Genomic DNA, 22,272 nt, shown 5'->3' with positions numbered 1-22,272 from the left:
CGCCCCGTCCCGTCAGAACGGCTTCACGATCACGAAGATGACGATGCCGATCATCAGCAGGGTCGGCGCCTCGTTCCACATGCGGAAGAAGCGCTGCGGGCGGGTGTTGCGGTCCGCCTCGAAGTCCTTGCGCCAGCGTGCCATCATCATGTGCGTGCCGGTGAGCGCCAGGACGAACAGCAGCTTGGCGTGAAGCCATCCCTGCTTCATCCAGGCCGGCTCCATCACGATCATCGCGATTCCGAACAGGTAGGCCGCGCCCATCGCCGGATTCATGATGGCGCGCAGCAGGCGGCGCTCCATCACCTTGAACCGCTCCGAGGATTCGGAGCCCGGCGCCGTCTCGCAATGATAGACGAACAGCCGCGGCAGATAGAGAAGCCCGGCCATCCAGGCGATGATGCTGATGACGTGCAGAGCCTTGACCCAGAGATAAAGCACTGGAATCCCCTTCCCTTCCCGTTGCGCGTTTCTTGGAACCTGCCGGGGCTTAGCCGCGGTTCGGCCAGTCCTTGATCAAACGGGCCAGCTCGGCGACATGGTCCGGCGGCGTGGTCTGGATCACGCCATGGCCCAGGTTGAAGACGAAGGGCTTGCCGGCAAGCGTCTCCAGAATCTCCGACGCGGCGGTGCGCAGGGCCTCGCCACCGGCGGCGAGCATGATCGGGTCGAGGTTGCCCTGCACCGGCAATCTGGATTGCAGATTCCCGGCCGCCCAAGCCACCGGGACGGTGGTGTCGAGCCCGACCGCATCCACACCACTGCCCGTGACGTAAGCCTCATAGGAGAGGCCCGCACCGCGCGGGAAACCGATGACCGGAATCGCGGGGTGACGCGCCTTGATGAGATCCACGATCCGCCGCGTCGGCTCGATCACCCAGCGGCGGAACTCGCCGGCCGGAAGAACACCCGCCCAGCTGTCGAAGAGCTGGACCACCTCGGCCCCGGCCTCGATCTGGGTGCACAGGTAATCGGCGGTCACCTCGACCAGCAGATCCATCAGCGCGCCGAACCCGGCCGGATCGCCGTAGGCCCAGCGCTTGACGTGCGCGTACTCCTTGGACCCCGCCCCCTCGACCATGTAGCAGGCGATCGTCCAGGGCGCTCCGGCAAAGCCGATCAGCGTGGTGTGCGCCGGAATCGCGCTGGAGAGGCGGCGGACGGTCTCGTAGACCGGCTCCAGCCGCTCGTGGAAGCGGTCGCGCGACAGGCGCTTGAGGTCTTCCACGCTTCTCACAGGGTCGAGCTTCGGCCCCTCGCCCTCCAGGAAGGCCAGCGGCTGGCCCAGGGCGTGCGGCACCACCAGGATGTCGGAGAACAGAATCGCCGCGTCCATGTCGTAGCGGCGCAGCGGCTGCAGGGTCACCTCCACCGCGTGATCCGGGTTGTAGCACATGTCCAGGAAGCTGCCGGCCTTGGCGCGCAATTCCCGATATTCCGGCAGGTAACGGCCGGCCTGGCGCATCAGCCAGAAGGGCGGGCGCGGACGCACCTCGCCGGCGAGGGCGGCGAGCATCGGCTTGGCAATCTTGGACACGGCCTCGGACACGGCGGATCGTTCCCCTATGAGTGAATCGGGTCTGCGGGTTGTCTCCCCTCTACTCAGTATTCTTTTTAAAGAGAGAAAGGAAGAAGGGGTGGTGGGTGCCTGTGGAAAACGGGAATCCCCGCTTTGCGCCGAATCGTCCACAGGCTGGACGGCGCGCTGTGGACGAAAATCGGATTCTGTGGACGACTCCGGACGCTTTCGCCGGAAACGGCGGAAATGCTATACCGGGAAGCCTGGGAATCCCGTGGATAACATGGTCCGCGGGAGTCATTGTACCCATGTTCCGGAGAGGGCGCGCGGATTGTCCCGAAGGGGGCGCCAGCGGGGGCGACGAGTCCCGCCCCGAGGGACAGAATCCAGGAGATCCCCGTTGTCCACAGATTCGGACGGGTTCTCCACAACACGTTGGGGACGGATGAGACAGTTCCACCTGCATCTTGTGTCGGACGCGACCGGCGAGACGATCAACAGCGTCGCCCGCGCCTGCGTCATCCAGTTCGACGATGTTCGCCCGGTCGAGCATTTCTGGAATCTCGTGCGGACTGAGCGTCAGCTCGACATGGTTCTGGAGGGCGTCCAGGAGAATCGCGGCCTCGTCATGTTCACGCTGGTGGACGAGAAGCTGCGCCGCCGTCTCCAGGACTTCTGCCGCGAGGTGCAGGTCCCCTGCATCCCGGTGCTCGACCCGCTGATCAACGCGCTGGCCGCCTTCCTCGGCGTGGAATCGCAGCGCCAGCCCGGCCGCCAGCACGCCTTGGACGCCGAGTATTTCGGGCGCATGGACGCGATGGACTTCGCGCTGGCCCACGACGACGGCCAGTCGAGCTGGGACCTGCACGAGGCCGACGTGATCCTGATGGGCGTGTCGCGCACGTCGAAGACGCCGACCTGCATTTATCTGGCGAACCGCGGCATCAAGGCGGCGAACATTCCGATCGTCCCCGGTTGCCCGATGCCGCCGGAGATCGAGAAGCTGACCCGGCCGCTGGTCGTCGGCCTGACCAAGGACCCGGACCGTCTGGTGCAGATCCGCCGCAACCGGTTGAAGCTGCTGAACCAGAACGAGTCCTCGACCTACGTCGATCCGGAGGTGGTGCGCGCCGAGGTCACCGACGCCCGGCGCATGTTCACCCGCCGCGGCTGGCCGGTGATCGACGTGTCGCGCCGCTCCATCGAGGAGACGGCGGCGGAGATCATGATGCTGCTCGCCCGCCGTCAGACCGGCGGCCTGCCCGGCGTCGTTCCAGAGGGGCCGCTGACGTGAGCGCAGCGGTTCCCACCGTCGTCCTCGCCTCGGGCTCCCGCACGCGGGCGGAGATGCTGGAGCGCGCCGGGGTGCGCGTCACGCTCGCCCCCGCCGCGGTGGACGAGGAGGAGATCAAGCTGGCAGCCCGCGCCGAAGGCGCCCCGGTCGAGGATGTGGCCGAGGCGCTGGCCGAGTTGAAGGCGCAGCGGGTCACCCGCAAGCACCCCGGCGCCCTGGTGATTGGCGCCGACCAGATGCTGGAGTGCGAGGGCCGCTGGTTCGACAAGCCGGCCGACCGCGACGCCGCTCGGGCCCAGCTGCAGGACCTGCGCGGCAAGACGCACCGGCTGGTGAGCTGCGCCGTGGTGCTCCGCGACGGCGAGCGGCTGTGGCACCATGTCGACCGCGCCCGCCTGACCATGCGCCCGTTCAGCGACGCCTTCCTGGAGTCCTACCTGAACGCGGCTGGCGACGACGTGCTGGGGTCGGTCGGTGCCTATCACCTCGAAGGGCTGGGCGCGCAGCTCTTCCACCGGGTGGACGGCGACTTCTTCACGATCCTCGGGCTGCCGCTGCTGCCGCTGCTCGGGTTCCTGCGGGTGCATGGGGTGATTGCGGAATGATGATCAGCGGCAAGGCGAAGCTGGCCGGTGTGATGGGCTGGCCGATCGGCCATTCGCGCTCGCCCCGGCTGCACGGCTATTGGCTGGAGCAGTACGGCATCGACGGCGCCTATGTGCCGCTGGCCGTTCCGCCCGACCGCATCGAGCAGGCCATCCGCGCCCTGCCCGCGCTCGGCTTCCGTGGCTGCAACGTCACGGTGCCGCACAAGGAAGCCGCTTACCGCACGGTCGATCGGCTGGACGCCACCGCCAAGCGGATGGGCGCCGTCAACACCATCGTGGTCGGCGAGGACGGGTCGCTGGAGGGTCGCAACACCGATGGCTTCGGTTTCATCGAGAATTTGAGGAGCGGCGCACCGGGCTGGAAGGCTGCGGACGGTCCGGCGCTGGTCATCGGGGCCGGTGGCGCGGCGCGGGCCGTCGTCGCCTCGCTCCTCGACGAAGGGGCGCCGCGGGTCTGGCTGGTCAACCGCACGCGGACGCGGGCCGACGAGCTGGCCACCGATATCGGCGGCGCCATTGAGACCGCCGATTGGGTTTCACGTGAAACGCTCCTCGAAGGGGCGGCGTTGGTGGTGAACACGACGACCCAGGGCATGGCGGGCCAGCCGCCTCTGGAGCTGGACCTGCGCGCCCTGCCCGGTTCGGCCGTGGTCACCGACATCGTCTACACGCCCCTGATGACCCCGCTTTTGACCGCGGCGCAGGCCCGCGGCAACCGCGTGGTGGACGGCGTCGGCATGCTGCTCCATCAGGCCCGCCCCGGCTTCGCCGCCTGGTTCGGCCGCGAACCGGAGGTGACCGAGGGGCTGAAGGCCGCCGTTCTCCAGGGCTGAGGTCGCGCGATGATCGTCTTGGGACTGACCGGCTCCATCGGCATGGGCAAGAGCACGGCGGCGCGTATGCTGAAGCGCATGGGCGCGCCGGTCTGCGACAGCGACGCCGTGGTGCATGGGCTGCTGGGGCGCCACGGAGCGGCGGTGCCGGCCATCGCGGCGGCCTTCCCCGGTGTCGTGATGGATGATGCGGTGGACCGGCGGGCGCTGGGCGCCGCGGTGTTCGGCAACCCGACGGCGCTGAAGCGGCTGGAGGCGATCCTCCATCCGGCGGTGCAGGCGGCGCAGCGGCGCTTCCTGAAGCAGGCGGCGCGCCGCCGCGTCCGCGTGGCGGTGCTGGACATCCCCCTGCTGTTCGAGACCGGCGGGGAGGCCAAGGTGGACCGCAGCGTGGTGGTCACCGCCCCCTTCCTGGTGCAGAAGTCACGGGTGCTGGCGCGGCCGGGCATGACGCCGGACAAGTTCGCCGCTATTCTGGCCCGGCAGATGCCCGACGCGGAGAAGCGCCGGCGCGCCGACCACGTCGTCAACACCGGCGACGGGCGGCGGGCCACCCGGCGGGCGCTGCGCAACATCCTCGCCGACGTGAAGCGGCGCCGCGGACGGCAATGGCCGCCGCGGGGATACCAGCCCGGACAGGTGGTTCATGCGTGAGATCGTCCTCGATACGGAAACGACCGGCTTCAAGCCCGAGGAAGGGCACCGGCTGATCGAAATCGGCTGCGTCGAGCTGCACAACCACGTCGCCACCGGCAAGACCTTCCACTGCTACGTCAACCCGGAGCGCGACGTGCCGCCGGACGCTGTGGCGGTGCACGGGCTGACGACGGAGTTCCTGTCGGACAAGCCGCTGTTCAACGACGTGGTGGCGGAGTTCGTGGCCTTCATCGGCGACGCGCCGCTGGTGATCCACAACGCGGCCTTCGACATGCACTTCCTGAACTGGGAGATGCGGATCGCCGGCTATCCGGTCATGCCGAAGGACCGGGCCATCGACACGCTGCTGATGGCGCGGCAGAAGTTCCCCGGCGCGCCGGCCACCCTGGACGCGCTCTGCAAGCGCTTCGGCGTCGACAATTCCAGCCGCACCTACCACGGCGCGCTCCTCGACGCCCAGCTTCTGGCCGAAGTGTATCTGGAGCTGCGCGGCGGCCGTCAGGCCGGTCTGGCGCTGGCCTCCGGCCCGGCAACGGGCGGCCCAGCGGCGATCCGCATCGACCGCCCCTACCGCGCCCCGCGCGCCCACGCGCCGAGCGAGGAGGAGCTGGCGGCCCATGCCGAGCTTCTCAAGAAGCTGAAGAATCCGCTCTGGGCCGCCGAGTGACCTGTTCCCTCTCCTGTCCCGGGAGAGGGTGGCCCGAAGGGCCGGGTGAGGGTCGCACGAGGATCAAGGCACTGATCCTTGCCAATACCCTCACCCTCCCACGCTCGCGCGTGGGTCCCTCCCTCTCCCGGGGCGGGAGAGGGCTTTGAACCTTACGGCAGCAGCACCGTGGACCCGGTCGTGGCACGGGACTCCAGGGCCCGGTGGGCCTCCGCCGCGTCGCGCAGCGCGAAGGTCTGGCCGACGTTGATGGTCACTCCGCCGGTATGCACCACCTCAAACAGGTCGGCGGCGCTGGCCATCAGGTCGTCGCGCTTGGAAACATAGCTGAACAGGGTCGGGCGCGTGACGTAGAGCGAGCCCTTGGCCGCCAGCACCTGAAGGTCCAGCGGCGGGACCGGCCCGGACGCCGCGCCGAACAGCACCATGAAGCCACGGGGACGCAGGCAGTCCAGGCTGTCCATGAAGGTCGTCTTGCCGACACCGTCATAGACCACCGGCACGCCCTGCCCGTCCGTCAGGTCCTTCACGCGGTTCACGAAATTCTCGCGCGTGTAGACGATGGGATGGTCGCAGCCGGCGGCGCGGGCCAACTCCGCCTTCTCGTCGCTGCTGACCGTGCCGATCACGGTGGCGCCCAGATGCTTCGCCCACTGGCAGAGGATCTGACCGACGCCGCCCGCGGCGGCCTGGACCAGGATGGTGTCGCCCGGCTGCACCGCGTAGGTGGAGCGCAGGAGGAACTGCGCGGTCATGCCCTGGAGCAGCATGGCGGCGGCCTGCCGGTCCTCGATCCAGCTCGGCAGCGGGATCAGCCGGTCGGCCGGGGCGAGGCGGGATTCGGCGTAGGCGCCGATCAGCGGCGCGTAGCCGACCCGGTCGCCGGGCTTCAGCGTCGTCACGTCCGGCCCCACGGCCTCGACCACGCCGGCGCCCTCGGTCCCGATGATGGCGGGAAGCTGCGGCAGCTTGTAGGCGCCGGAGCGGTGATAGGTGTCGATGTAGTTCAGCCCGACGGCGGTCTGGCGCAGCCGCACCTGACCGGGGCCGGGGTCGCCCACCTCGATCTCGTCCCAGCGCAGTGCCTCAGGTCCGCCGTACTCGTGGATGCGGATCGCGTGAACCATGGTGGTCGGTCCCTTCCCTTTTTATAGAAGCTGAAGCTCCAGCGTATCGCCGGCTTGGTCCGCTGTCACCCGGTGCCGCCGCTCGTGGCGGAGCAGCCAGTCCTTGGTCCGCAGGCCGCCCAGGCCGGAATAGCCGCCGGGGGCCCCGCCGCCCCCGACGATGCGGTGGCAGGGGATGATCACCGGGATCGGGTTGGCCCCGCAGGCCCCGCCGACGGCCCGCGGCGCCGTGTCCAGCAGCCGCGCGACGTCGCCGTAGGTCAGGACGCCGCCGTAGGGAATGGCCTGCATCGCCGCCCAGACCTTCTGCCGGAAGGCCGTCCCGCGGGGGGACAGCGGCAGGTCGAAATCCAACCGCGTTCCGACGAAATAGTCGCGGAGCTGGCGCGCCGCCGCCTCCAGCACGGGGTCCGGCCGGTCATCGCCCAGCCTGCCCCAGTCGAGCGCCACGATGGCGCCGGCGGCGCTGGTCAGGGTCAGCAGGCCCAGCGGGCTGTCGACGGTCAGACTGCCGGCGGCCGGGTTATTGAGGGTCTGCGCCATGGGGTCATCTCCGGGTCAGGGCGGCGCCCAGCGCGTCGGGCGCGGTCACCGGGGGGGAGCAGGTCATGCCGGTGCAGACATAGGCGGTCGCCACCCCGCCCTGCATGCCCTTGCCATGCGCGGGGTGCCCGGCGGGCAGATCGGTCCCCGGCGGCAGGACGCTGAGGATGCGGTCGGGAAGCGGTCGGTCGAGCACCGCCCGGCGCAGCGCCGCGGTGTCCGATCCCTGCGGGTGGCCGACGATGACGATCTGCTGCGCCTTCTGGAGAAGCTCCGCCGCGTTCAGATAGGTCGGCAGCGGGAAGAAGTTGCGGCTCAGCTCACCGGAGAAGGCGGCGGCCAGGGCGTCCGCCCGTTCGCGGTAGGCGGCCTCGCCGGTGCGGTGGTGCAGGGTCGCCAGGACGGCCAGCATGGTGCCGTTGCCGCTGGGCGTCGCCGCGTCGCCGGCCGACTTGGTGCGGACGATCAGGTCGTCGGCGTCGTCCGCCGTGTAGAAGTAGCCGCCCGCCTGGGAGTCCCAGAAATGCGCGTCGAGCACCCGCACCCAGGCCCGCGCCTGCTCCAGCGGCTCCGCGTCGCCGGTCGCCTCGTGCAGGGCGAGCGCGGCGCGCGCCATGTGGGCGTAGTCGTCGAGCGTCGCCCGGTGCTTGAGCTGCCCGGCCCGCCAGCTGTGCAGCAGCCGCCCGTCCTCGGTCATGTGGTCGCGGACGAAGGCGTAGGCGTGCTGCGCGGCCGCGATCCACTCCGGCTCGTCGAAGACCATGCCGGCCTGGGCGAGGGCCGCAATCATCAGGCCGTTCCAGTCGGCCAGCACCTTGTCGTCCCAGCCCGGCTTGATCCGCTTTTCGCGCTCCCGCCAGAGGATCGCCCGCTGTTCCGCCAGCGTCGCCTCGGTCTCGGCGTCCAGCGCCTCGATGCGGTGCAGCCGGTTGAGGATGGTCGCCCCCTCCCAGTTGCCCTGCGGCGTGACGCCGTAGGCGCGCTTGAAGACCTCCGCGTTGGGGCCGAGGAGACGGTCGATCTCCTCCTCGTTCCAGATGTAGAAGAGGCCCTCCTCGCCCTCGCTGTCGGCGTCCTGGGTCGCCGCGAAGCCGCCGCCCTCGGCGATCATCTCGCGCAGAACCCAGCCCACCGTTTCCCGGATGCGCGTCTCGAACAGCGGCTCCCGCTCCGCCTGCCAGACCAGCGTCATCAGGTCGAGAAGCTGGGCGTTGTCGTAGAGCATCTTTTCGAAATGCGGCACCAACCACATCTCGTCCACCGAGTAGCGGGCGAAGCCGCCGCCCAGGTGATCATAGATTCCGCCTTGGCTCATGTAGGCCAGCGTGTTGGTGACCGCCTCGCGGTAGGGCTCCTTGCCGGTGCGCAGCCAGGCCCGCCACAGCAGCGTGAAGATCGGCACCTGCGGGAATTTCGGGGCGTGGCCGATGCCGCCGTGGAAGGGATCGACCTCGTGGACCAGCCGATCGGCGATCTGGTCGAGCATGGCGAGGTCGACCTCCCCCGCCGCCCGGTTCTCGGCCAGCTTGCCCAGCGCGTCCTTCAGCGCGGCGACGTTGCGGGTCACGTTCTCCGGCTTGTTGCGGTAGGTCTCCGCCACGCCGCGCAGCACGTCGGGGAAACCGGGCCGCCCGTAGCGCGAGGCCGGCGGGAAGTAGGTGCCGCCCCAGAAGGGCTCGGCGTCCGGCGTCAGGAACATGGTCAGCGGCCAGCCGCCCTGCTGCCCCAGCATCGCCAGGGCCGACTGGTAGATCTGATCGACGTCCGGCCGCTCCTCCCGGTCCACCTTGATGTTGACGAACAGCTCGTTCATCAGCCCGGCGATCTCCGGGCTTTCGAAGCTCTCGTGCGCCATCACGTGGCACCAGTGGCAGGCGGCGTAGCCGACCGACAGCAGCACGGGCTTGTTCTCGCGCTTGGCCCGTTCGAAGGCGTCGCGGCCCCAGGCCATCCAATGGACGGGGTTGTCCTTGTGCTGAAGCAGGTAGGGGCTGGTCTCCCGGCCAAGCAGGTTCGCGGGCATCGCAGGCGTTTCCGGTCTGTGGCGTGGTTGGGAATAAACTGGCGCGGCGGTGCCGTTGCGCCAGGGCTTCCTATCTGTATAGTGGGGCATGAGCCGAAGCGGCGCTCAACCCTTAATTTCCCGCGCACCGCGCGCCTTCCAAGGGAATGGGGCCATGAAGATCACCATCGACATCGACTGCACACCCGAGGAGGCGCGCCACTTCCTGGGCCTTCCCGACGTGAAGCCCATGCAGGACGCCATGATGCAGGAAATCCAGGACCGGATGCAGGCCTCCCTGCTCGCCATGGACCCCGAGACGATGATGAAGACGTGGCTGCCGGCGGGAATTCAGGGCATGGAGCAGCTTCAGAAAATGTTTTGGTCCCAGATGGCCGCCGCCATGGGACAGGATGGACGCAAGTGACCGATCCGAAGCCCTACTTCGAAGCCCATGTTTTCTCCTGCACCAACCGCCGCCCCGACGGCAACAAGCGCGGCTCCTGCGCCGCCCGGGGGTCCGAAAAGCTCCGCGACTACATGAAGGCGCGTGCCCGTGAGCTGGGTCTGGACGGCCGTGTGCGCATCAACGCCGCCGGCTGCCTGGACCGCTGCGAGCTGGGTCCGGTGCTGGTCGTCTATCCGGAGGGCGTCTGGTACACCTACCACTCCTTCGCCGACGTCGACGCGATCCTGGAAACGCATGTGATCGGTGGTGGCCGTGTGGAGCGGCTCATGCTGAAGCCGGAACAAAAAGAATTGCTGCCGGAACAGGTCGGCTGATCGTTCCGGAACCGGCATGATGACATCCGGCATGATGATCCCGACCATCTTCGCCCTCGCCACCGCCCCCGGCCGCGCCGGTGTGGCGGTGGTTCGCGTTTCGGGCCCGGCCTCCGGCGACGCGCTCGCCGCCCTGACCGGCAAGCCGCTTCCCACACCCCGCATGGCCACCCTGGTCCGGCTGCGCGATCCCCGGACCGGCGAGGCGCTGGACGACGCTCTGGTCTTGCGTTTCACCACCCCCCGCAGCTTCACCGGCGAGGATGTGGTGGAGCTGCATCTGCATGGCGGGCGCGCCGTGGTGGCCGGCGTGGTGGAGGCGCTGTCCGCCCTGCCCGGTCTGCGCGTCGCCGAGCCCGGCGAGTTCACCCGTCGCGCCTTCGAGAATGGCAAGCTCGACCTGACCGAGGCCGAGGCGGTTGCCGACCTCGTGGACGCCGAGACCTCCGCCCAGCGCCGTCAGGCCCTGCGCCAGATGGAGGGTGCGCTCGGCACACTGTACGACGGCTGGCGCGAGCGGCTGACCCGGTCGCTGGCCCACATCGAGGCCGACATCGACTTTCCCGACGAGGACCTGCCCTCCGGCGTGTCGGACGCCGCGCGCCCCGTGCTGGACGCTCTCGCCGCCGAGATCGACGTCCATCTCGACGACCGGGGCCGCGGGGAACGGTTGCGCGAGGGTCTGCACATCGCCATCGTCGGCGCCCCCAACGCCGGCAAGTCGAGCCTGCTGAACGCCCTCGCCCGCCGCGAGGCCGCCATCGTCTCGGCCCGCGCCGGCACCACGCGAGACGTGATCGAAGTCCATCTCGACCTTGGCGGCTACCCGGTGGTGCTGGCCGACACGGCGGGCCTGCGCGAGGCCGCCGCCGACGAGATCGAGGAGGAAGGCATCCGCCGCGCGCTCGACCGCGCCGCCCGCGCCGACGTGAAGGTCGCCGTGTTCGACGCCACCGCCCTGCCCGCGCTTGACCCGGCGACGGTTGCTCTGCTCGACAAGGACACGGTGGTGGTTCTGAACAAGACGGACGTCGCCGATGCAGCCGTGCCGACGGTCGGCGGGTGGGAGGCGACCACGGTCTCCGCCCGGACCGGTGCCGGCTTGCCGGAGCTGGAAACGCGTTTGACGGCGTTTACCGCCGACCGGCTGGCCGGCAGCGGTGCGCCAGCCCTGACCCGTGCGCGGCACCGCTCCGCCTTGGAGGAGTGCCGGGACGCCCTGCGCCGCGCCCTGACCGCCCCCCTGCCGGAGCTGATGGCCGAAGACGTGCGTCTGGCGAGCCGCGCTCTTGGCCGCATCACCGGACGGGTCGATGTGGAGGATTTGCTGGACGTGATCTTCCGGGATTTCTGCATCGGCAAGTGAGCCGGGGATGGCGTGACAAACGCGCCGGGTCCCCCTGTTTCACGTGAAACACGGGCGTTGCGGCGTCGCGGAGCTTGGCGTCCGGCGCTGACTCGGCTATGGTCCGGCCATGCGAACGTTCGACGTCATTGTTGTCGGCGGAGGCCACGCCGGTTGCGAGGCCGCCGCCGCCGCGGCGCGCATGGGTGCGCGCACCCTGCTGCTCACCCACAAGCTGGACACCATCGGTGAGATGTCCTGCAACCCGGCCATCGGCGGGTTGGCGAAAGGCCATCTGGTGCGCGAGATTGACGCCCTCGATGGCGTCATGGCCCGCGCCATCGACCGCGGCGGCATCCAATTCCGCATCCTCAACCGCAGCAAGGGACCGGCCGTCCGTGGCCCGCGCGCCCAAGCCGACCGCAAGCTCTACCGGCAGGCTGTGCAGGCGATCCTCGCGGAACAGGCGAACTTGTTCATCGAGGCCGGCGGCGCCGAGGACCTGACCATCGGCGACGACGGCCGGGTCACCGGCGTGGTGACCGGTTCCGGCGAGACCCTCGCGGCGGGAAGCGTGGTACTGACCACTGGCACCTTCCTGCGCGGCCTGATCCACATCGGCGAGGAAACCACCCCGGCGGGTCGCGTCGGCGAGGCGCCGTCCATCGGCCTGTCCGACACGTTGGCGCGTCTCGGCTTTCCGCTCGGCCGGCTGAAGACCGGCACCCCGCCGCGTCTCGACGGCAAGACCATCGATTGGGCCGCGCTGGAAAAGCAGCCGGGCGACACGCCGCCGCCGCCCTTCTCCTACCTGACCGACCGCATCGACACCCCGCAGATCGACTGCGCGATCACCTGGACGACGCCGGAGATGCACGCGCTGATCCGCGGCAACCTCCACCGCGCGCCGATGTACTCCGGCCAAATTCAGAGCACCGGCCCGCGCTATTGCCCGTCCATCGAGGACAAGGTGGTGCGCTTCGCGGACAAGGAGCGCCACCAGATCTTCCTGGAGCCGGAGGGGCTGGACGACGACACGGTCTACCCGAATGGCATCTCGACTTCCTTGCCCCGCGACGTCCAGCTTGGCTTCCTGAAGACCATGCCGGGCCTGGAGCGTGCGGTGATGATCCGTCCCGGCTACGCCATCGAGTATGACTTCGTGGACCCGCGGGAGCTGAAGCCGACGTTGGAGACCCGCCGGACCCCCGGCCTGTTCTTCGCCGGCCAGATCAACGGCACCACCGGCTACGAGGAAGCGGCGGCGCAAGGCCTGATGGCCGGCATCAACGCCGCCCTGCTGGCCGGCGGCTCGGCGGAGGGCTTCGTGCTCGACCGCGCCGACGCCTACATCGGGGTGCTGGTCGATGACCTGATCACCCGAGGCACCAACGAGCCGTACCGGATGTTCACCTCGCGCGCCGAGTATCGGCTGATCCTGCGCGCCGACAATGCCGACCAGCGGCTGACACCGAAGGGGCTGGCGATCGGCTGCGTCGGGTCGGCGCGGCGTGATGCTTTCACGGCAAAGGCTGAGGCGCTGTCCACCGGCCGCACTCTGGTGCGCGCCCTCCAGGCCACCCCGGCGGAGTTGCAGCGGCAGGGCATTGCTGTCAACCAGGACGGCGTGCGGCGGACCGCCGCCGATCTGCTGCGCTATCCGGACCTCGACCTTGCCACCCTCGCCCGACTGTGGCCGGAGCTGTCGGCAATACCTTCCGATGTTGTCGAGCAGCTGGAGATCGACGGGAAGTATGCCGGCTATCTCGACCGGCAAGAGGCCGACATCCGCGCCTTCCGCAAGGATGAGGCGCTGGAGCTTCCCGACGATCTCGATCCCGACAGCATCGGCAGCCTGTCGGCGGAGATCCGGCAGAAGCTGCGGCAGGCCCGTCCGACGACCTTGGGGGCGGCCGCACGCATTCCCGGCATGACCCCGGCGGCGCTGGTCGCCCTGCTCCGCCACGTGAAACGGCGCGACGTGAAGGTGGCCGTCTGATGAGCCTGTTCGATGCCGCGGCCTTCCAGGCGGCGACCGGTGTTTCACGTGAAACGCTGGACCGCCTGGCCGCTTACGAGGCGACGCTGCGCAAGTGGCAGCCGAAAATCAACCTCGTCGGCCCCTCCACCCTGCCCGACGCTTGGCGCCGGCACTTCCTCGACTCCGCCCAGCTTTACCCGCTGCTGCCCGACGGCGCTCGGGTGCTGGTCGATCTCGGCAGCGGGGCCGGCTTTCCCGGCTTGGTCCTCGCCATCATGGGCGTGCCGGAGGTGCATCTGGTGGAGAGCGACTCCCGCAAATGCGCCTTCCTGCGCGAGGCGGCCCGTGTGGCTGGAGCGTCGGTCACTGTACACAACAAGCGGATCGAGGCGGTGCCGCCGATCGCCGCCGACGTGGTGACCGCCCGCGCTCTGGCGCCGCTGAACGATCTGCTGAATTGGGCCCATCCCTTTGTCCAAGACCGGGGTGCGGCACTGTTTCCCAAGGGGCAAAATGTGGCGGACGAATTGACCGATACCACCAAATATTGGAAGATGCGGACCGAGCGCTTCGACAGCCGCACCGACCCCACCGGAACCATCCTGCGTGTGAGTGGTATCGCCCGTGTCTAAGACCGCGACCCTGATGCATTCCCGCTCCGACGCTTCCCGCGAGGCTGACATGCCCTCCGCCCTTCCTTCCGCGCGCGTCATATCGATTGCCAACCAGAAAGGCGGCGTGGGCAAGACCACGACCACCATCAACTTGGCAACCGCTCTGGCCGCGATCGGCAAGCGCGTCCTGGTGATTGATCTTGATCCCCAGGGCAACGCCTCGACCGGCCTCGGCATCCCGCGCGCCGAGCGTCGCGTCGGCATTTACGACGTGCTGTTCGACGGCATGCCGCTGGAGGACGCCGCGACGGTGTCGACGGTGCCAAACCTGTCGATCATCACCTCCTCCGTCGATCTGTCCGGCGCCGAGGTCGAGCTGGTCACCTCCGAGCGGCGGGAATTCCGGCTGCGCGAGGCGGTCGACAAGAGCGCGCTCGAGTACGATTACGTGCTGATCGACTGCCCACCGGCGCTCGGTCTGCTGACGCTGAACGCGCTGGTCGCCTCCCACGCCGTGATGGTGCCGCTGCAATGCGAGTTCTACGCGCTGGAGGGCCTCAGCCACCTCGTCCGCACCATCGAGCGGGTGAAGCGCGCCTTCAACCCGGAACTCGACATCCACGGCGTCGTGCTGACCATGTTCGACAAGCGCAACAACCTGTCCGACATGGTGGCCGCCGACGTCCGCGGCTTCTTCGGGGAGAAGGTCTACGACACCGTCATCCCGCGGAACGTGAAGGTCTCGGAGGCGCCGTCCCACGGCAAGCCGGTGCTGATCTACGACATGCGCTGCCCCGGGTCGCAGGCATACATCCATCTGGCCGGCGAGGTGCTGCGCCGTGAGAAGAGGCTGAGCGCGTGATGGAGGATACCAAACGTCCGGACGGCGGTGCCCGCCGCGCCAGCCTGGGCCGTGGCCTGTCCGCCCTGTTCGGCGAGGCGGCGGAGGATTACTCCGCGCTCGACAAGGTGCGCCAGTCCAAGCAGGTGCCCATCGAGTTCATCCACCCCGGCAAGTACCAGCCGCGCCGCACCTTCGACGACGAGGCGCTGCAGGGGCTGGTCGAGTCGATCCGCGACAAGGGCATTCTTCAGCCCCTGCTCGTCCGCCGGGACCCGGAAACGACCAACTCCTACGAATTGATCGCCGGCGAACGCCGCTGGCGCGCCGCCCAGATCGCCGGCCTGCATGAGGTGCCGGTCGTCATCCGCGAGCTGTCGGACCGTGAAGCGCTGGAAATCGCGCTGATCGAGAACATCCAGCGCCAGGACCTGACGCCGCTCGAAGAGGCCGAGGGCTACAAGCGTCTGATGGAGGAGTTCGAGCACACGCAGGAGGATCTGGCGCGCTCGGTCGGCAAGAGCCGCAGCCACGTCGCCAACATGATGCGCCTGCTCGCCCTGCCCGACCCGGTCAAGGGCATGGTGCAGGAGGGGGCGCTCAGCGCCGGTCACGCCCGCGCGCTGCTCACCTCCTCCGATCCGGTGTCGGTGGCGCGCGAGGTGGTCAAGCGCGGCCTGAATGTCCGCCAGACCGAGGACCTGATGCGCGGCAGCGCGCCGGTCAAAACCAAAAAGGCCGGTGGAGGGCGTGGCGGTGCCGCCACCGACCCGACGCTCAAGGACGTCGATCTGGTGAATCTCGAGGAGGAGATCTCCGCCCGCATCGGGCTGAAGGTCGCGATCACGCCCCAGGGCAAGGGCGGCTCCATCACCATTCATTACCAGACACTGGACCAGCTCGACGACGTGTTGCGGCGCCTTGGCGGCGAGTAGGGTCTCACGGAACCAAACTGTCACTTTGGTGAAACGGTACTAACATGAACTCCCCCTAAACAGGGTCGTCCGGCCGCAGCGACGCGGCCGGAGCCGACACAGAGGGGGAGATTCATGAAGCCCATCCACGGCCTGTGCCTTGCCGGCCTCACCGCGGCCCTGCTGGCCGGTCCGGCCTTCGCGGACCAAAAATTCCCGGCGGAACTGGCCGGCCACGGCGTTATCGACGCCGCCACCTTCATCGCCCCGCCCGCCGACGCGCCGGACCTGTTCCGCACCTCCGGCAAGTTCACCGCCGCCGACCGCAAGCGCGTGGACCAGCCCCGCAGCATCGACGGCACGTCCTTCCTGTCGGCGCCGGGCGCGCCGCGCGCCACCGGCATGGCGCTGCCTTTCGAAGGCCAGCCGGTCCAGGGCTTTTCCGGCATCAAGGCGGTGGGCGACGGCAGTTTCCTGGTGCTGACCGACAACGGCTTCGGCAGCAAGGGCAACTCCGCCGACGCGATGCTGACGGTGCACCGGCTGACCATCGATTGGAAGACCGGCAAGGCGGTGGTGGCCGAAACGCTGTTCCTGCGCGACCCCGACCGCAAGGTGCCCTTTCCCATCGTCACCGAGGCGACCGCGGAACGCTATCTGACCGGCGCCGACTTCGACGTCGAGAGCGTGCAGATCATCGGCGACCGCCTGTATTTCGGCGACGAGTTCGGCCCCTACATTCTGGAGACCGACCGCACCGGCACACTGCTGTCCCTGCGCGAGAGCACGGTGGACGGCAAGCCCGTGCGCTCCCCCGACCATTACGCAGTGTCCACCCCGGCGGTGCCCGGCGCCGTCGCCTTCGAGGTGCGCCGCTCGCGCGGTTTCGAGGGCATGGCGGCGTCGAAGGACGGGAAGTTCCTCTACCCGCTGTTCGAAGGCCCGCTGTTCAACGCCCAGCTTGGGACGGGTGGCGCGTGGGAGACCAAGGACGGGCGGGAGTATCTGCGCATCGCCGAATTCGACGTCGCCAAGGGCGACTTCACGGGCCGCAGCTTCAAGTACCTGCTGGAGGCCAACGGCAACAACATCGGCGACTTCAACATGATCGACGCCACCACCGGCCTGATCATCGAGCGTGACAACGGCGAGGGCGACCCGGCCCAGGGCTGCACCGGCCAGCCGACCCCGGATTGCTTCAACGTCCCGGCCCGGTTCAAGCGGGTCTACAAGATCGACTTCGCCCAGGCCGACGCCGAGGGCTTCGTGAAGAAGGTGGGCTATGTCGACCTGATGGACATCGACGATCCGAAGGGCGTCGCCCAGATCGGCGGCGCAAAGGGCAAGTTCACCTTCCCCTTCGTCACCATCGAGAACGTCGATGTGGTTGACGCGGAGCACATCGTCGTCGGCAACGACAACAACCTGCCCTACTCGTCCGGCCGCGCGCTGGGCAAGCAGGACCACAACGAACTGATCCTGCTGCGGGTGCCGCAGTTCCTGGCGGCGAAATAAGGGGCCGCGAAATAAGAAAGAGGGTCAGCGCCGCGCCAGCGAGGCGAGCTGGAAGAGAACGCGGGCGCAGAGCGTCTGGTCGGGCATGTTGGTGCGCTTGCAGTCCGCCTCGGCCTCGACCAGCCGCTCCAGCGCCTGCCGGACCAGCGGTAACGGCCAGCGGCGGGCCTGCCCGGTCAGCCGCGGCTTCATCTTGAAGAACACCGGCGGGCGCAGCGCTTCCACCGCGGCGTCCGCCGACTTGCCCGCCGCCACCTGCCCGGCGACCAGCTGCAGGCGCTGGAAATGGCGCTGGGCGGCGCGCAGGATCGGCACCGGGGACATGCCCTCGGCGAACAAACGGGCCAGCGAGCGGTCGAGCGTCGCGAAGTCGCCCTCCGCGGCCGCCCAGATCGGCTCGTCCAGCGACAGGGCGGCGCTGTCACCGACGCAGGCCTGGGCGTCCTCCAACCGGACGCGCGTCTCCGCCCCCATGTAGAGCGCCAGTTTCTCCATCTCGCCGCGCGCGACCATGCGGTCGCCGACGAGGTTGCCGGCGAGGAAGGTCAGCGCATCGGGATCGGCGGTCAGGCCGTGGCCATGCAGGATGTCGGCGATGACCCGGCCGAGCGCCGCCTCCTCCTCCACATAGCAGGGAATGGCGACGGCGCCGTCCGCTCCCTCGAACAGGGTGCGCAGCTTCGACCGGTTGCCGAGGTCGCCGGCCTCGACGACGACGAGGCTGTCGCCGGGTGTCCGGTCGGCCAGGAACGCGGTGAAGGCGGCGGCGGCGTTGTCCTCCGCCTCGCGCACGCGGATCAGGCGGCGCCCGCCGGTGAAGGACAGGGCGGCCGCCTCGTCGGCCAGGCGCGCCGGATCGTCGGCGACGGCGCGGCCCAGCATCTCCGTCACGCGGAAGGGATCGGACAGGTCAGGGACCACGGTGCGGCCCAGCCCCATGGCGCGGTCGCGCACCAGACCGGTGTCCGGACCGTAGAGCAGGACCGCGCGGATCTTGGGATCGGGGCTGCGCAGGAAGCCGTCGATTGCCCGGGCTTGCAGCTTCACGAAGTCACCGTCGGTGGCGGAGGACCAGCCCCCGTTGTCCAGGGCGGATCAGGACTTGCGGCCGAGTTCGGCGGCCACGCGGGTGGTGATCTCGTTGGAGATTTCCAGAAGAGCGCGGTCGTAGGCGTTCTCGACCGTGGCGAGGGCGCCGTACTGCTGCTCCAGCACGTTGTAGCTGATGTAGGAGCGCGCGTTGGACTGGAACAGGATCTTTCCCGTCGCCGCGTCGACAAGCAGGTAGGGGGCGTTCACGACGAGCTGGGCGCGGGTGGCGGTCGCGTCCTTCTGCAGGGACAGCTTCTGCTCCGACGCGGTCAGCGTCGTCTCCAGCCGATAGCGCGGGCTGGCCGGGCGGCCGTCGGCGTAGAAGCGGTCGATCAGGAGGTTGCGCAGCTTCTGGCCGTTCCGGTCCCGGATGACCCCGATGTCCACCTGTTGAAGCTCGGCGGTGCCGATGCTGTTCGTCCCCAGGGTTCCATACATCGGCTGGAAGCCGCAGGCCGCCGTGGCGAGCACCGCCGGCGCCAGCAGCGCGAGGGCGAGAAGCCCCCGCCGCCGGACGCCGGCCTTGCCGTTGCGGCGATGGCCGCTGTGGAGGTCAGACGACGACATTGATCACCCGGTTCGGGACGACGATGACCTTGCGCACCGGCTTGCCTTCCAGGGCGCGCTGAACGTTCGGATCGGCCAGGGCGGCCTGCTCCGCGGCGTCCTTCGCCATGTCGCGCGGCAGCTCCAGTGTGGCGCGCAGCTTGCCGTTGACCTGCACCGCCATGGTGACCGAGTCCTCGACCACCAGCGCGGCGTCAGCCTGCGGCCAGGGCTGGTTGACCAGCAGCGTGGCGTGACCGAGCTGCGCCCACAGCTCTTCGGCCAGGTGGGGCATCATCGGGGCGATCAGGCGCACGGTGGTCTCGAAGCCTTCGCGCAGCACCCAGGCCTCGCCCTCTCCCGTGCCGTCCAGCTCGGCGAGCGCGTTGGACAGCTCGCGCACGCGGGCCACCGCCTTGTTGAAGCGGAACTTCTCCAGGTCTTCCGAGATGCCGGCGATGGCCTTGTGGACCTGCCGGCGGGTGGCCTCGGCCTTGGCGCTGAAGGCGTCCGGCTTCGGCGCGTCGGCGGGCGGCAGAGCGACCGGCGACTCCGTTACCATGCGCCACAGGCGGTTGATGTAGCGCCAGGCGCCGTCGATGCCGGCTTCCGTCCATTCCAGGTCGCGTTCCGGCGGGCTGTCGGACAGCATGAACAGGCGGGCGGCGTCGGCGCCGTAGGTGCCGATGATGTGCGCCGGGTCCACCACGTTCTTCTTGGACTTCGACATCTTCTCGACGCGGCCGACCGTCACCGGGCCGTCGTTGTCGTTGCGGATGTAGTCGCCGAGATCGTTCCTGCGGATGTCGGTCGGGGCCAGCCAGGCGCCGGTGCCGGCGTCCTTGTAGGTCTCGTGGTTGACCATGCCCTGGGTGAAGAGGCCGGCGAAGGGCTCCTCCACGTTCAGGTAGCCGCACTGCTTCATCGCCCGCGTCCAGAAGCGGGAATAGAGCAGATGCAGCACGGCATGCTCGATGCCGCCGATGTACTGGTCCACGGCCAGCCAGTAGTCCACCGCCTCGCGCGTGAAGGCGACGTCTTCGGCCTTGGGCGAGCAGAAGCGGGCGAAATACCAGCTCGACTCGATGAAGGTGTCGAAGGTGTCGGTCTCACGCAGCGCCGGCTTGCCGCAGCTTGGGCAGCTGGTGTGCTTCCAGGTCGGGTGGTGGTCCAGCGGGTTGCCGGGCTTGTCGAAGGTCACATCCTCCGGCAGGACGACCGGCAGATCCTGCTGCGGGACCGGGACGATGCCGCAGCTCTCGCAGTGGATGACCGGGATCGGGCAGCCCCAGTAACGCTGGCGGGAAACGCCCCAGTCGCGCAGGCGGTACTGAGTGGTGCGCTCGCCCTGCCCCTGCTCCTCCAGCCGCTTGCCGACCTCCTGCTTGGCCGGCTCGACCTCCATCCCGTCGAGGAAGCGGGAATTGCGCAGCAGGCCGGGGCCGGTGTAGGCCTCGTCGCCGACCGCGAAGGTCGCGGGGTCGGCGTCCGCCGGGACGACCACCGGCGTGACCGGCAGGCCGTACTTGCGCGCGAAGTCCAGGTCGCGCTGGTCATGGGCCGGGCAGCCGAAGATGGCGCCCGTGCCGTATTCCATCAGCACGAAGTTGGCGACGTAGACCGGCAGCTCCCAGGACGGGTCGAAGGGATGCACCACCTTCAGTCCGGTGTCGAAGCCGCGCTTCTCGGCGGTCTCGATCGCCTCCTCGCTGGTGCCCAGGCGGTTGCACTCGGCGATGAACTCGGCCAGCGCGGGGTTGCCGGCGGCCAGCTCGGCGGCCAGAGGATGGTTGGCGGAGATCGCCGCGAAGGAGGCGCCGAACAGCGTGTCGGGCCGGGTCGTGAAGACCTCCAGCGTGTCCGCCCGCCCGACGAGGTCGAAGCGGAAGCGCACGCCGGTGGACTTGCCGATCCAGTTCTCCTGCATCAGGCGCACGCGCTCCGGCCAGCGGTCCAGCGTGTCCAGCCCCTTCAGCAGCTCGTCGGCGTAGGCGGTGATCTTGAGGAACCACTGTGACAGCTTGCGCTTTTCGACCAGCGCGCCGGTGCGCCAGCCGCGGCCGTCGATCACCTGCTCGTTGGCGAGGACCGTGTTGTCGACCGGGTCCCAGTTGACCCAGGACTCCTTGCGGTAGGCCAAGCCTTCCTTGAGGAAATCCAGGAACATCTTCTGCTCGTGGCGGTAATACTCCACGTCGCAGGTGGCGACCTCGCGGTCCCAGTCGATGGACAGTCCCATCGTCTTCAGCTGGGCGCGCATGGCCGCGATGTTCTCGCGGGTCCATTTGGCCGGGTGGGTCTTCTTCTCCAGCGCGGCGTTCTCCGCCGGCAGGCCGAAGGCGTCCCAACCCATCGGGTGCAGCACGTTGAAGCCGCGGGCGCGCTTGTAGCGCGCGATCACGTCGCCGATGGTGTAGTTGCGGACGTGCCCCATGTGGATGCGCCCCGACGGGTAGGGGAACATCTCCAGCACATAGTACTTCTCACGGGAAGCGTCCTCGCGCGCGGTGAAGCAGCCCTGCCGCTCCCACTCGCCCTGCCACTTCGCTTCGGTTTCCTTGACATTGTAACGCGACATGACCGCAGACGCCGTTCCGTGAGTTTCGTAGGTCTCGATAGATAAGGCGCCGGCGGCGGGGTGACAGGCGGCGCGCCGTTGGCGCCCTGCCCTGCCAAGCTTCCCGCCGAACCGGCGCGTCCGCTCAGCGCGCCGCCGCCTGCTGGGCGACGCGGATCTGGCGGGCGCGGGTCAGCACCGCGTCCTCCAACGTCGTCGCCGTCTCCGGCCCGACCGCGCTGTCGCGCCAGTCCGACCCGGCGCGCTGCTGCTTGAACACCGACACCCGCACGCCGTCGGCGCGGAGCTGGCGGTCCATGATGTACAGGTTGACCTTGAAACGCTCGTTCGGGGTGTCCGGCGGCGTGTACCAGTCGGTCAGGATGACGCCGCCGAACGGGTCGGCGGAGACGATCGGCATGAAGGACAGCGTGTCCAGCGAGGCGCGCCACAGGAAGCTGTTGACGCCGATGCCGTTGGGATCGCCCTGCTCGGCGCCGTTGCGCTTGTTCTTGCCGAACAGGCTGAAGCCGCCGTCGGTGCCGAGAAGGCTGCCGAACTTGTATTCCTTCTTGATCTGCTCATCGACGGTTTCCGTCTGGCCGCCCCAGCTGGAGCAACCGGCCACGGCGAGCGACGCCGCGAGCACGACGGGGGCAAGGCGAAGGACACGGGAACGGCGCATGGTCGGAACCTGGATCAATAAATTCGGGGTACCGCGCACGATACCGCGGCGGATGCGGGTGAAAAGACCATAAAAGCCCGCCCGCGGCAACAGGCGATGCGGGGCGCCGCCTGTGCCTTTGCTGTGTCCGGGGGCGTGACCGGACCCCC

Annotated in this window: 22 protein-coding genes; 13 read left to right on the top strand and 9 right to left on the bottom strand. The window is 69.0% G+C overall.

The window, feature by feature from the left end:
* Positions 1-12: 12 nt before the first annotated feature.
* Positions 13-441: a protoporphyrinogen oxidase HemJ gene (hemJ, locus tag FBZ83_RS12070; RefSeq protein ID WP_038530217.1), complete on the bottom strand. Its 429-nt coding sequence runs from the start codon at positions 439-441 to the stop codon at positions 13-15.
* 49 nt (positions 442-490) lie between these two features.
* Complete coding sequence (gene hemE, locus FBZ83_RS12065) at positions 491-1,516, bottom strand: uroporphyrinogen decarboxylase (protein ID WP_145683529.1); 1,026 nt, start codon at positions 1,514-1,516, stop codon at positions 491-493.
* Positions 1,517-1,964: 448 nt separating this feature from the next.
* On the opposite strand from hemE, the gene FBZ83_RS12060 reads away from it, so the two are divergent.
* The 5 genes from FBZ83_RS12060 to dnaQ are packed head-to-tail and all read left to right on the top strand — an operon-like array spanning position 1,965 to position 5,578.
* On the top strand, positions 1,965-2,813 hold the full coding sequence (locus FBZ83_RS12060; RefSeq protein WP_035670316.1) for a pyruvate, water dikinase regulatory protein: 849 nt from the start codon (positions 1,965-1,967) through the stop codon (positions 2,811-2,813).
* Positions 2,810-3,418, top strand: a complete 609-nt coding sequence (locus tag FBZ83_RS12055) for a Maf family protein (RefSeq protein WP_145682847.1) — start codon at positions 2,810-2,812, stop codon at positions 3,416-3,418. The genes FBZ83_RS12060 and FBZ83_RS12055 overlap by 4 nt, the downstream gene beginning before the upstream one ends.
* Positions 3,418-4,254 (top strand): shikimate dehydrogenase, encoded by an 837-nt coding sequence (locus FBZ83_RS12050; protein ID WP_186466066.1) that lies wholly within the window; start codon positions 3,418-3,420, stop codon positions 4,252-4,254. The genes FBZ83_RS12055 and FBZ83_RS12050 overlap by 1 nt, the downstream gene beginning before the upstream one ends.
* Before the next feature lie 9 nt (positions 4,255-4,263).
* Positions 4,264-4,908 carry a dephospho-CoA kinase gene (gene coaE, locus FBZ83_RS12045; protein WP_145682843.1) on the top strand — a complete coding sequence of 215 codons (645 nt, stop codon included), beginning with the start codon at positions 4,264-4,266 and terminating at the stop codon, positions 4,906-4,908.
* Positions 4,901-5,578 (top strand): DNA polymerase III subunit epsilon, encoded by a 678-nt coding sequence (dnaQ, locus tag FBZ83_RS12040; RefSeq protein WP_145682841.1) that lies wholly within the window; start codon positions 4,901-4,903, stop codon positions 5,576-5,578. The genes coaE and dnaQ overlap by 8 nt, the downstream gene beginning before the upstream one ends.
* Positions 5,579-5,730: 152 nt before the next feature.
* Here the strand turns inward: dnaQ and FBZ83_RS12035 are convergent, their stop codons facing one another.
* The 3 genes from FBZ83_RS12035 to FBZ83_RS12025 are packed head-to-tail and all read right to left on the bottom strand — an operon-like array spanning position 5,731 to position 9,271.
* Positions 5,731-6,705 carry a quinone oxidoreductase family protein gene (locus FBZ83_RS12035; RefSeq protein ID WP_145682839.1) on the bottom strand — a complete coding sequence of 325 codons (975 nt, stop codon included), beginning with the start codon at positions 6,703-6,705 and terminating at the stop codon, positions 5,731-5,733.
* A gap of 21 nt (positions 6,706-6,726) precedes the next feature.
* A complete protein-coding gene (locus FBZ83_RS12030) occupies positions 6,727-7,248 on the bottom strand; it encodes a methylated-DNA--[protein]-cysteine S-methyltransferase (RefSeq protein WP_145682838.1) in 522 nt (173 codons plus the stop codon).
* A 4-nt stretch (positions 7,249-7,252) separates the two neighbouring features.
* Positions 7,253-9,271 carry a thioredoxin domain-containing protein gene (locus FBZ83_RS12025; protein ID WP_145682835.1) on the bottom strand — a complete coding sequence of 673 codons (2,019 nt, stop codon included), beginning with the start codon at positions 9,269-9,271 and terminating at the stop codon, positions 7,253-7,255.
* A gap of 154 nt (positions 9,272-9,425) precedes the next feature.
* Between FBZ83_RS12025 and FBZ83_RS12020 the strand changes: the two genes are divergently transcribed.
* The 8 genes from FBZ83_RS12020 to FBZ83_RS11985 all read left to right on the top strand — a co-directional run bounded on the left by FBZ83_RS12020 (position 9,426) and on the right by FBZ83_RS11985 (position 17,243).
* Complete coding sequence (locus FBZ83_RS12020; RefSeq protein ID WP_014238933.1) at positions 9,426-9,677, top strand: DUF6489 family protein; 252 nt, start codon at positions 9,426-9,428, stop codon at positions 9,675-9,677.
* Entirely contained in the window at positions 9,674-10,033 is a 360-nt protein-coding gene (locus FBZ83_RS12015; RefSeq protein WP_038530197.1) for a (2Fe-2S) ferredoxin domain-containing protein, read from the top strand. Before FBZ83_RS12020 ends, FBZ83_RS12015 begins: the two co-directional genes overlap by 4 nt.
* A 34-nt stretch (positions 10,034-10,067) precedes the next feature.
* The gene (mnmE, locus tag FBZ83_RS12010; RefSeq protein WP_145683527.1) at positions 10,068-11,399 is read left to right on the top strand and encodes a tRNA uridine-5-carboxymethylaminomethyl(34) synthesis GTPase MnmE; all 1,332 of its coding nucleotides are present in this window, start codon (positions 10,068-10,070) and stop codon (positions 11,397-11,399) included.
* A gap of 109 nt (positions 11,400-11,508) precedes the next feature.
* A complete protein-coding gene (gene mnmG / locus FBZ83_RS12005; RefSeq protein WP_145682833.1) occupies positions 11,509-13,377 on the top strand; it encodes a tRNA uridine-5-carboxymethylaminomethyl(34) synthesis enzyme MnmG in 1,869 nt (622 codons plus the stop codon).
* The gene (rsmG, locus tag FBZ83_RS12000) at positions 13,377-13,991 is read left to right on the top strand and encodes a 16S rRNA (guanine(527)-N(7))-methyltransferase RsmG (RefSeq protein ID WP_145682831.1); all 615 of its coding nucleotides are present in this window, start codon (positions 13,377-13,379) and stop codon (positions 13,989-13,991) included. The genes mnmG and rsmG overlap by 1 nt, the downstream gene beginning before the upstream one ends.
* Before the next feature lie 49 nt (positions 13,992-14,040).
* Positions 14,041-14,835, top strand: coding sequence for a ParA family protein (locus FBZ83_RS11995; RefSeq protein WP_014238938.1), 795 nt, complete (start codon positions 14,041-14,043; stop codon positions 14,833-14,835).
* Positions 14,835-15,749 carry a ParB/RepB/Spo0J family partition protein gene (locus FBZ83_RS11990; protein WP_186466050.1) on the top strand — a complete coding sequence of 305 codons (915 nt, stop codon included), beginning with the start codon at positions 14,835-14,837 and terminating at the stop codon, positions 15,747-15,749. Before FBZ83_RS11995 ends, FBZ83_RS11990 begins: the two co-directional genes overlap by 1 nt.
* A 114-nt stretch (positions 15,750-15,863) precedes the next feature.
* Positions 15,864-17,243, top strand: a complete 1,380-nt coding sequence (locus FBZ83_RS11985; protein WP_145682824.1) for an esterase-like activity of phytase family protein — start codon at positions 15,864-15,866, stop codon at positions 17,241-17,243.
* A gap of 24 nt (positions 17,244-17,267) precedes the next feature.
* On the opposite strand, the gene holA is transcribed toward FBZ83_RS11985, so the two are convergent.
* The 4 genes from holA to FBZ83_RS11965 form a co-directional block, all read right to left on the bottom strand.
* Complete coding sequence (holA, locus tag FBZ83_RS11980) at positions 17,268-18,290, bottom strand: DNA polymerase III subunit delta (RefSeq protein WP_145682821.1); 1,023 nt, start codon at positions 18,288-18,290, stop codon at positions 17,268-17,270.
* A gap of 48 nt (positions 18,291-18,338) precedes the next feature.
* Positions 18,339-18,902, bottom strand: coding sequence for an LPS assembly lipoprotein LptE (lptE, locus tag FBZ83_RS11975; RefSeq protein ID WP_145682818.1), 564 nt, complete (start codon positions 18,900-18,902; stop codon positions 18,339-18,341).
* Positions 18,889-21,459 (bottom strand): leucine--tRNA ligase, encoded by a 2,571-nt coding sequence (gene leuS, locus FBZ83_RS11970; RefSeq protein WP_145682816.1) that lies wholly within the window; start codon positions 21,457-21,459, stop codon positions 18,889-18,891. The genes lptE and leuS overlap by 14 nt, the downstream gene beginning before the upstream one ends.
* 124 nt (positions 21,460-21,583) lie before the next feature.
* Positions 21,584-22,123: a DUF3576 domain-containing protein gene (locus tag FBZ83_RS11965; protein ID WP_014238944.1), complete on the bottom strand. Its 540-nt coding sequence runs from the start codon at positions 22,121-22,123 to the stop codon at positions 21,584-21,586.
* Positions 22,124-22,272: the final 149 nt, after the last annotated feature.

The sequence above is a fragment of the Azospirillum brasilense genome (genome assembly GCF_007827815.1).
Classification (GTDB): Bacteria; Pseudomonadota; Alphaproteobacteria; order Azospirillales; family Azospirillaceae; genus Azospirillum; species Azospirillum brasilense_C.
Note: the sequence above shows the minus strand (reverse complement) of the source record. Positions and strands in the feature narration are given on the sequence as shown.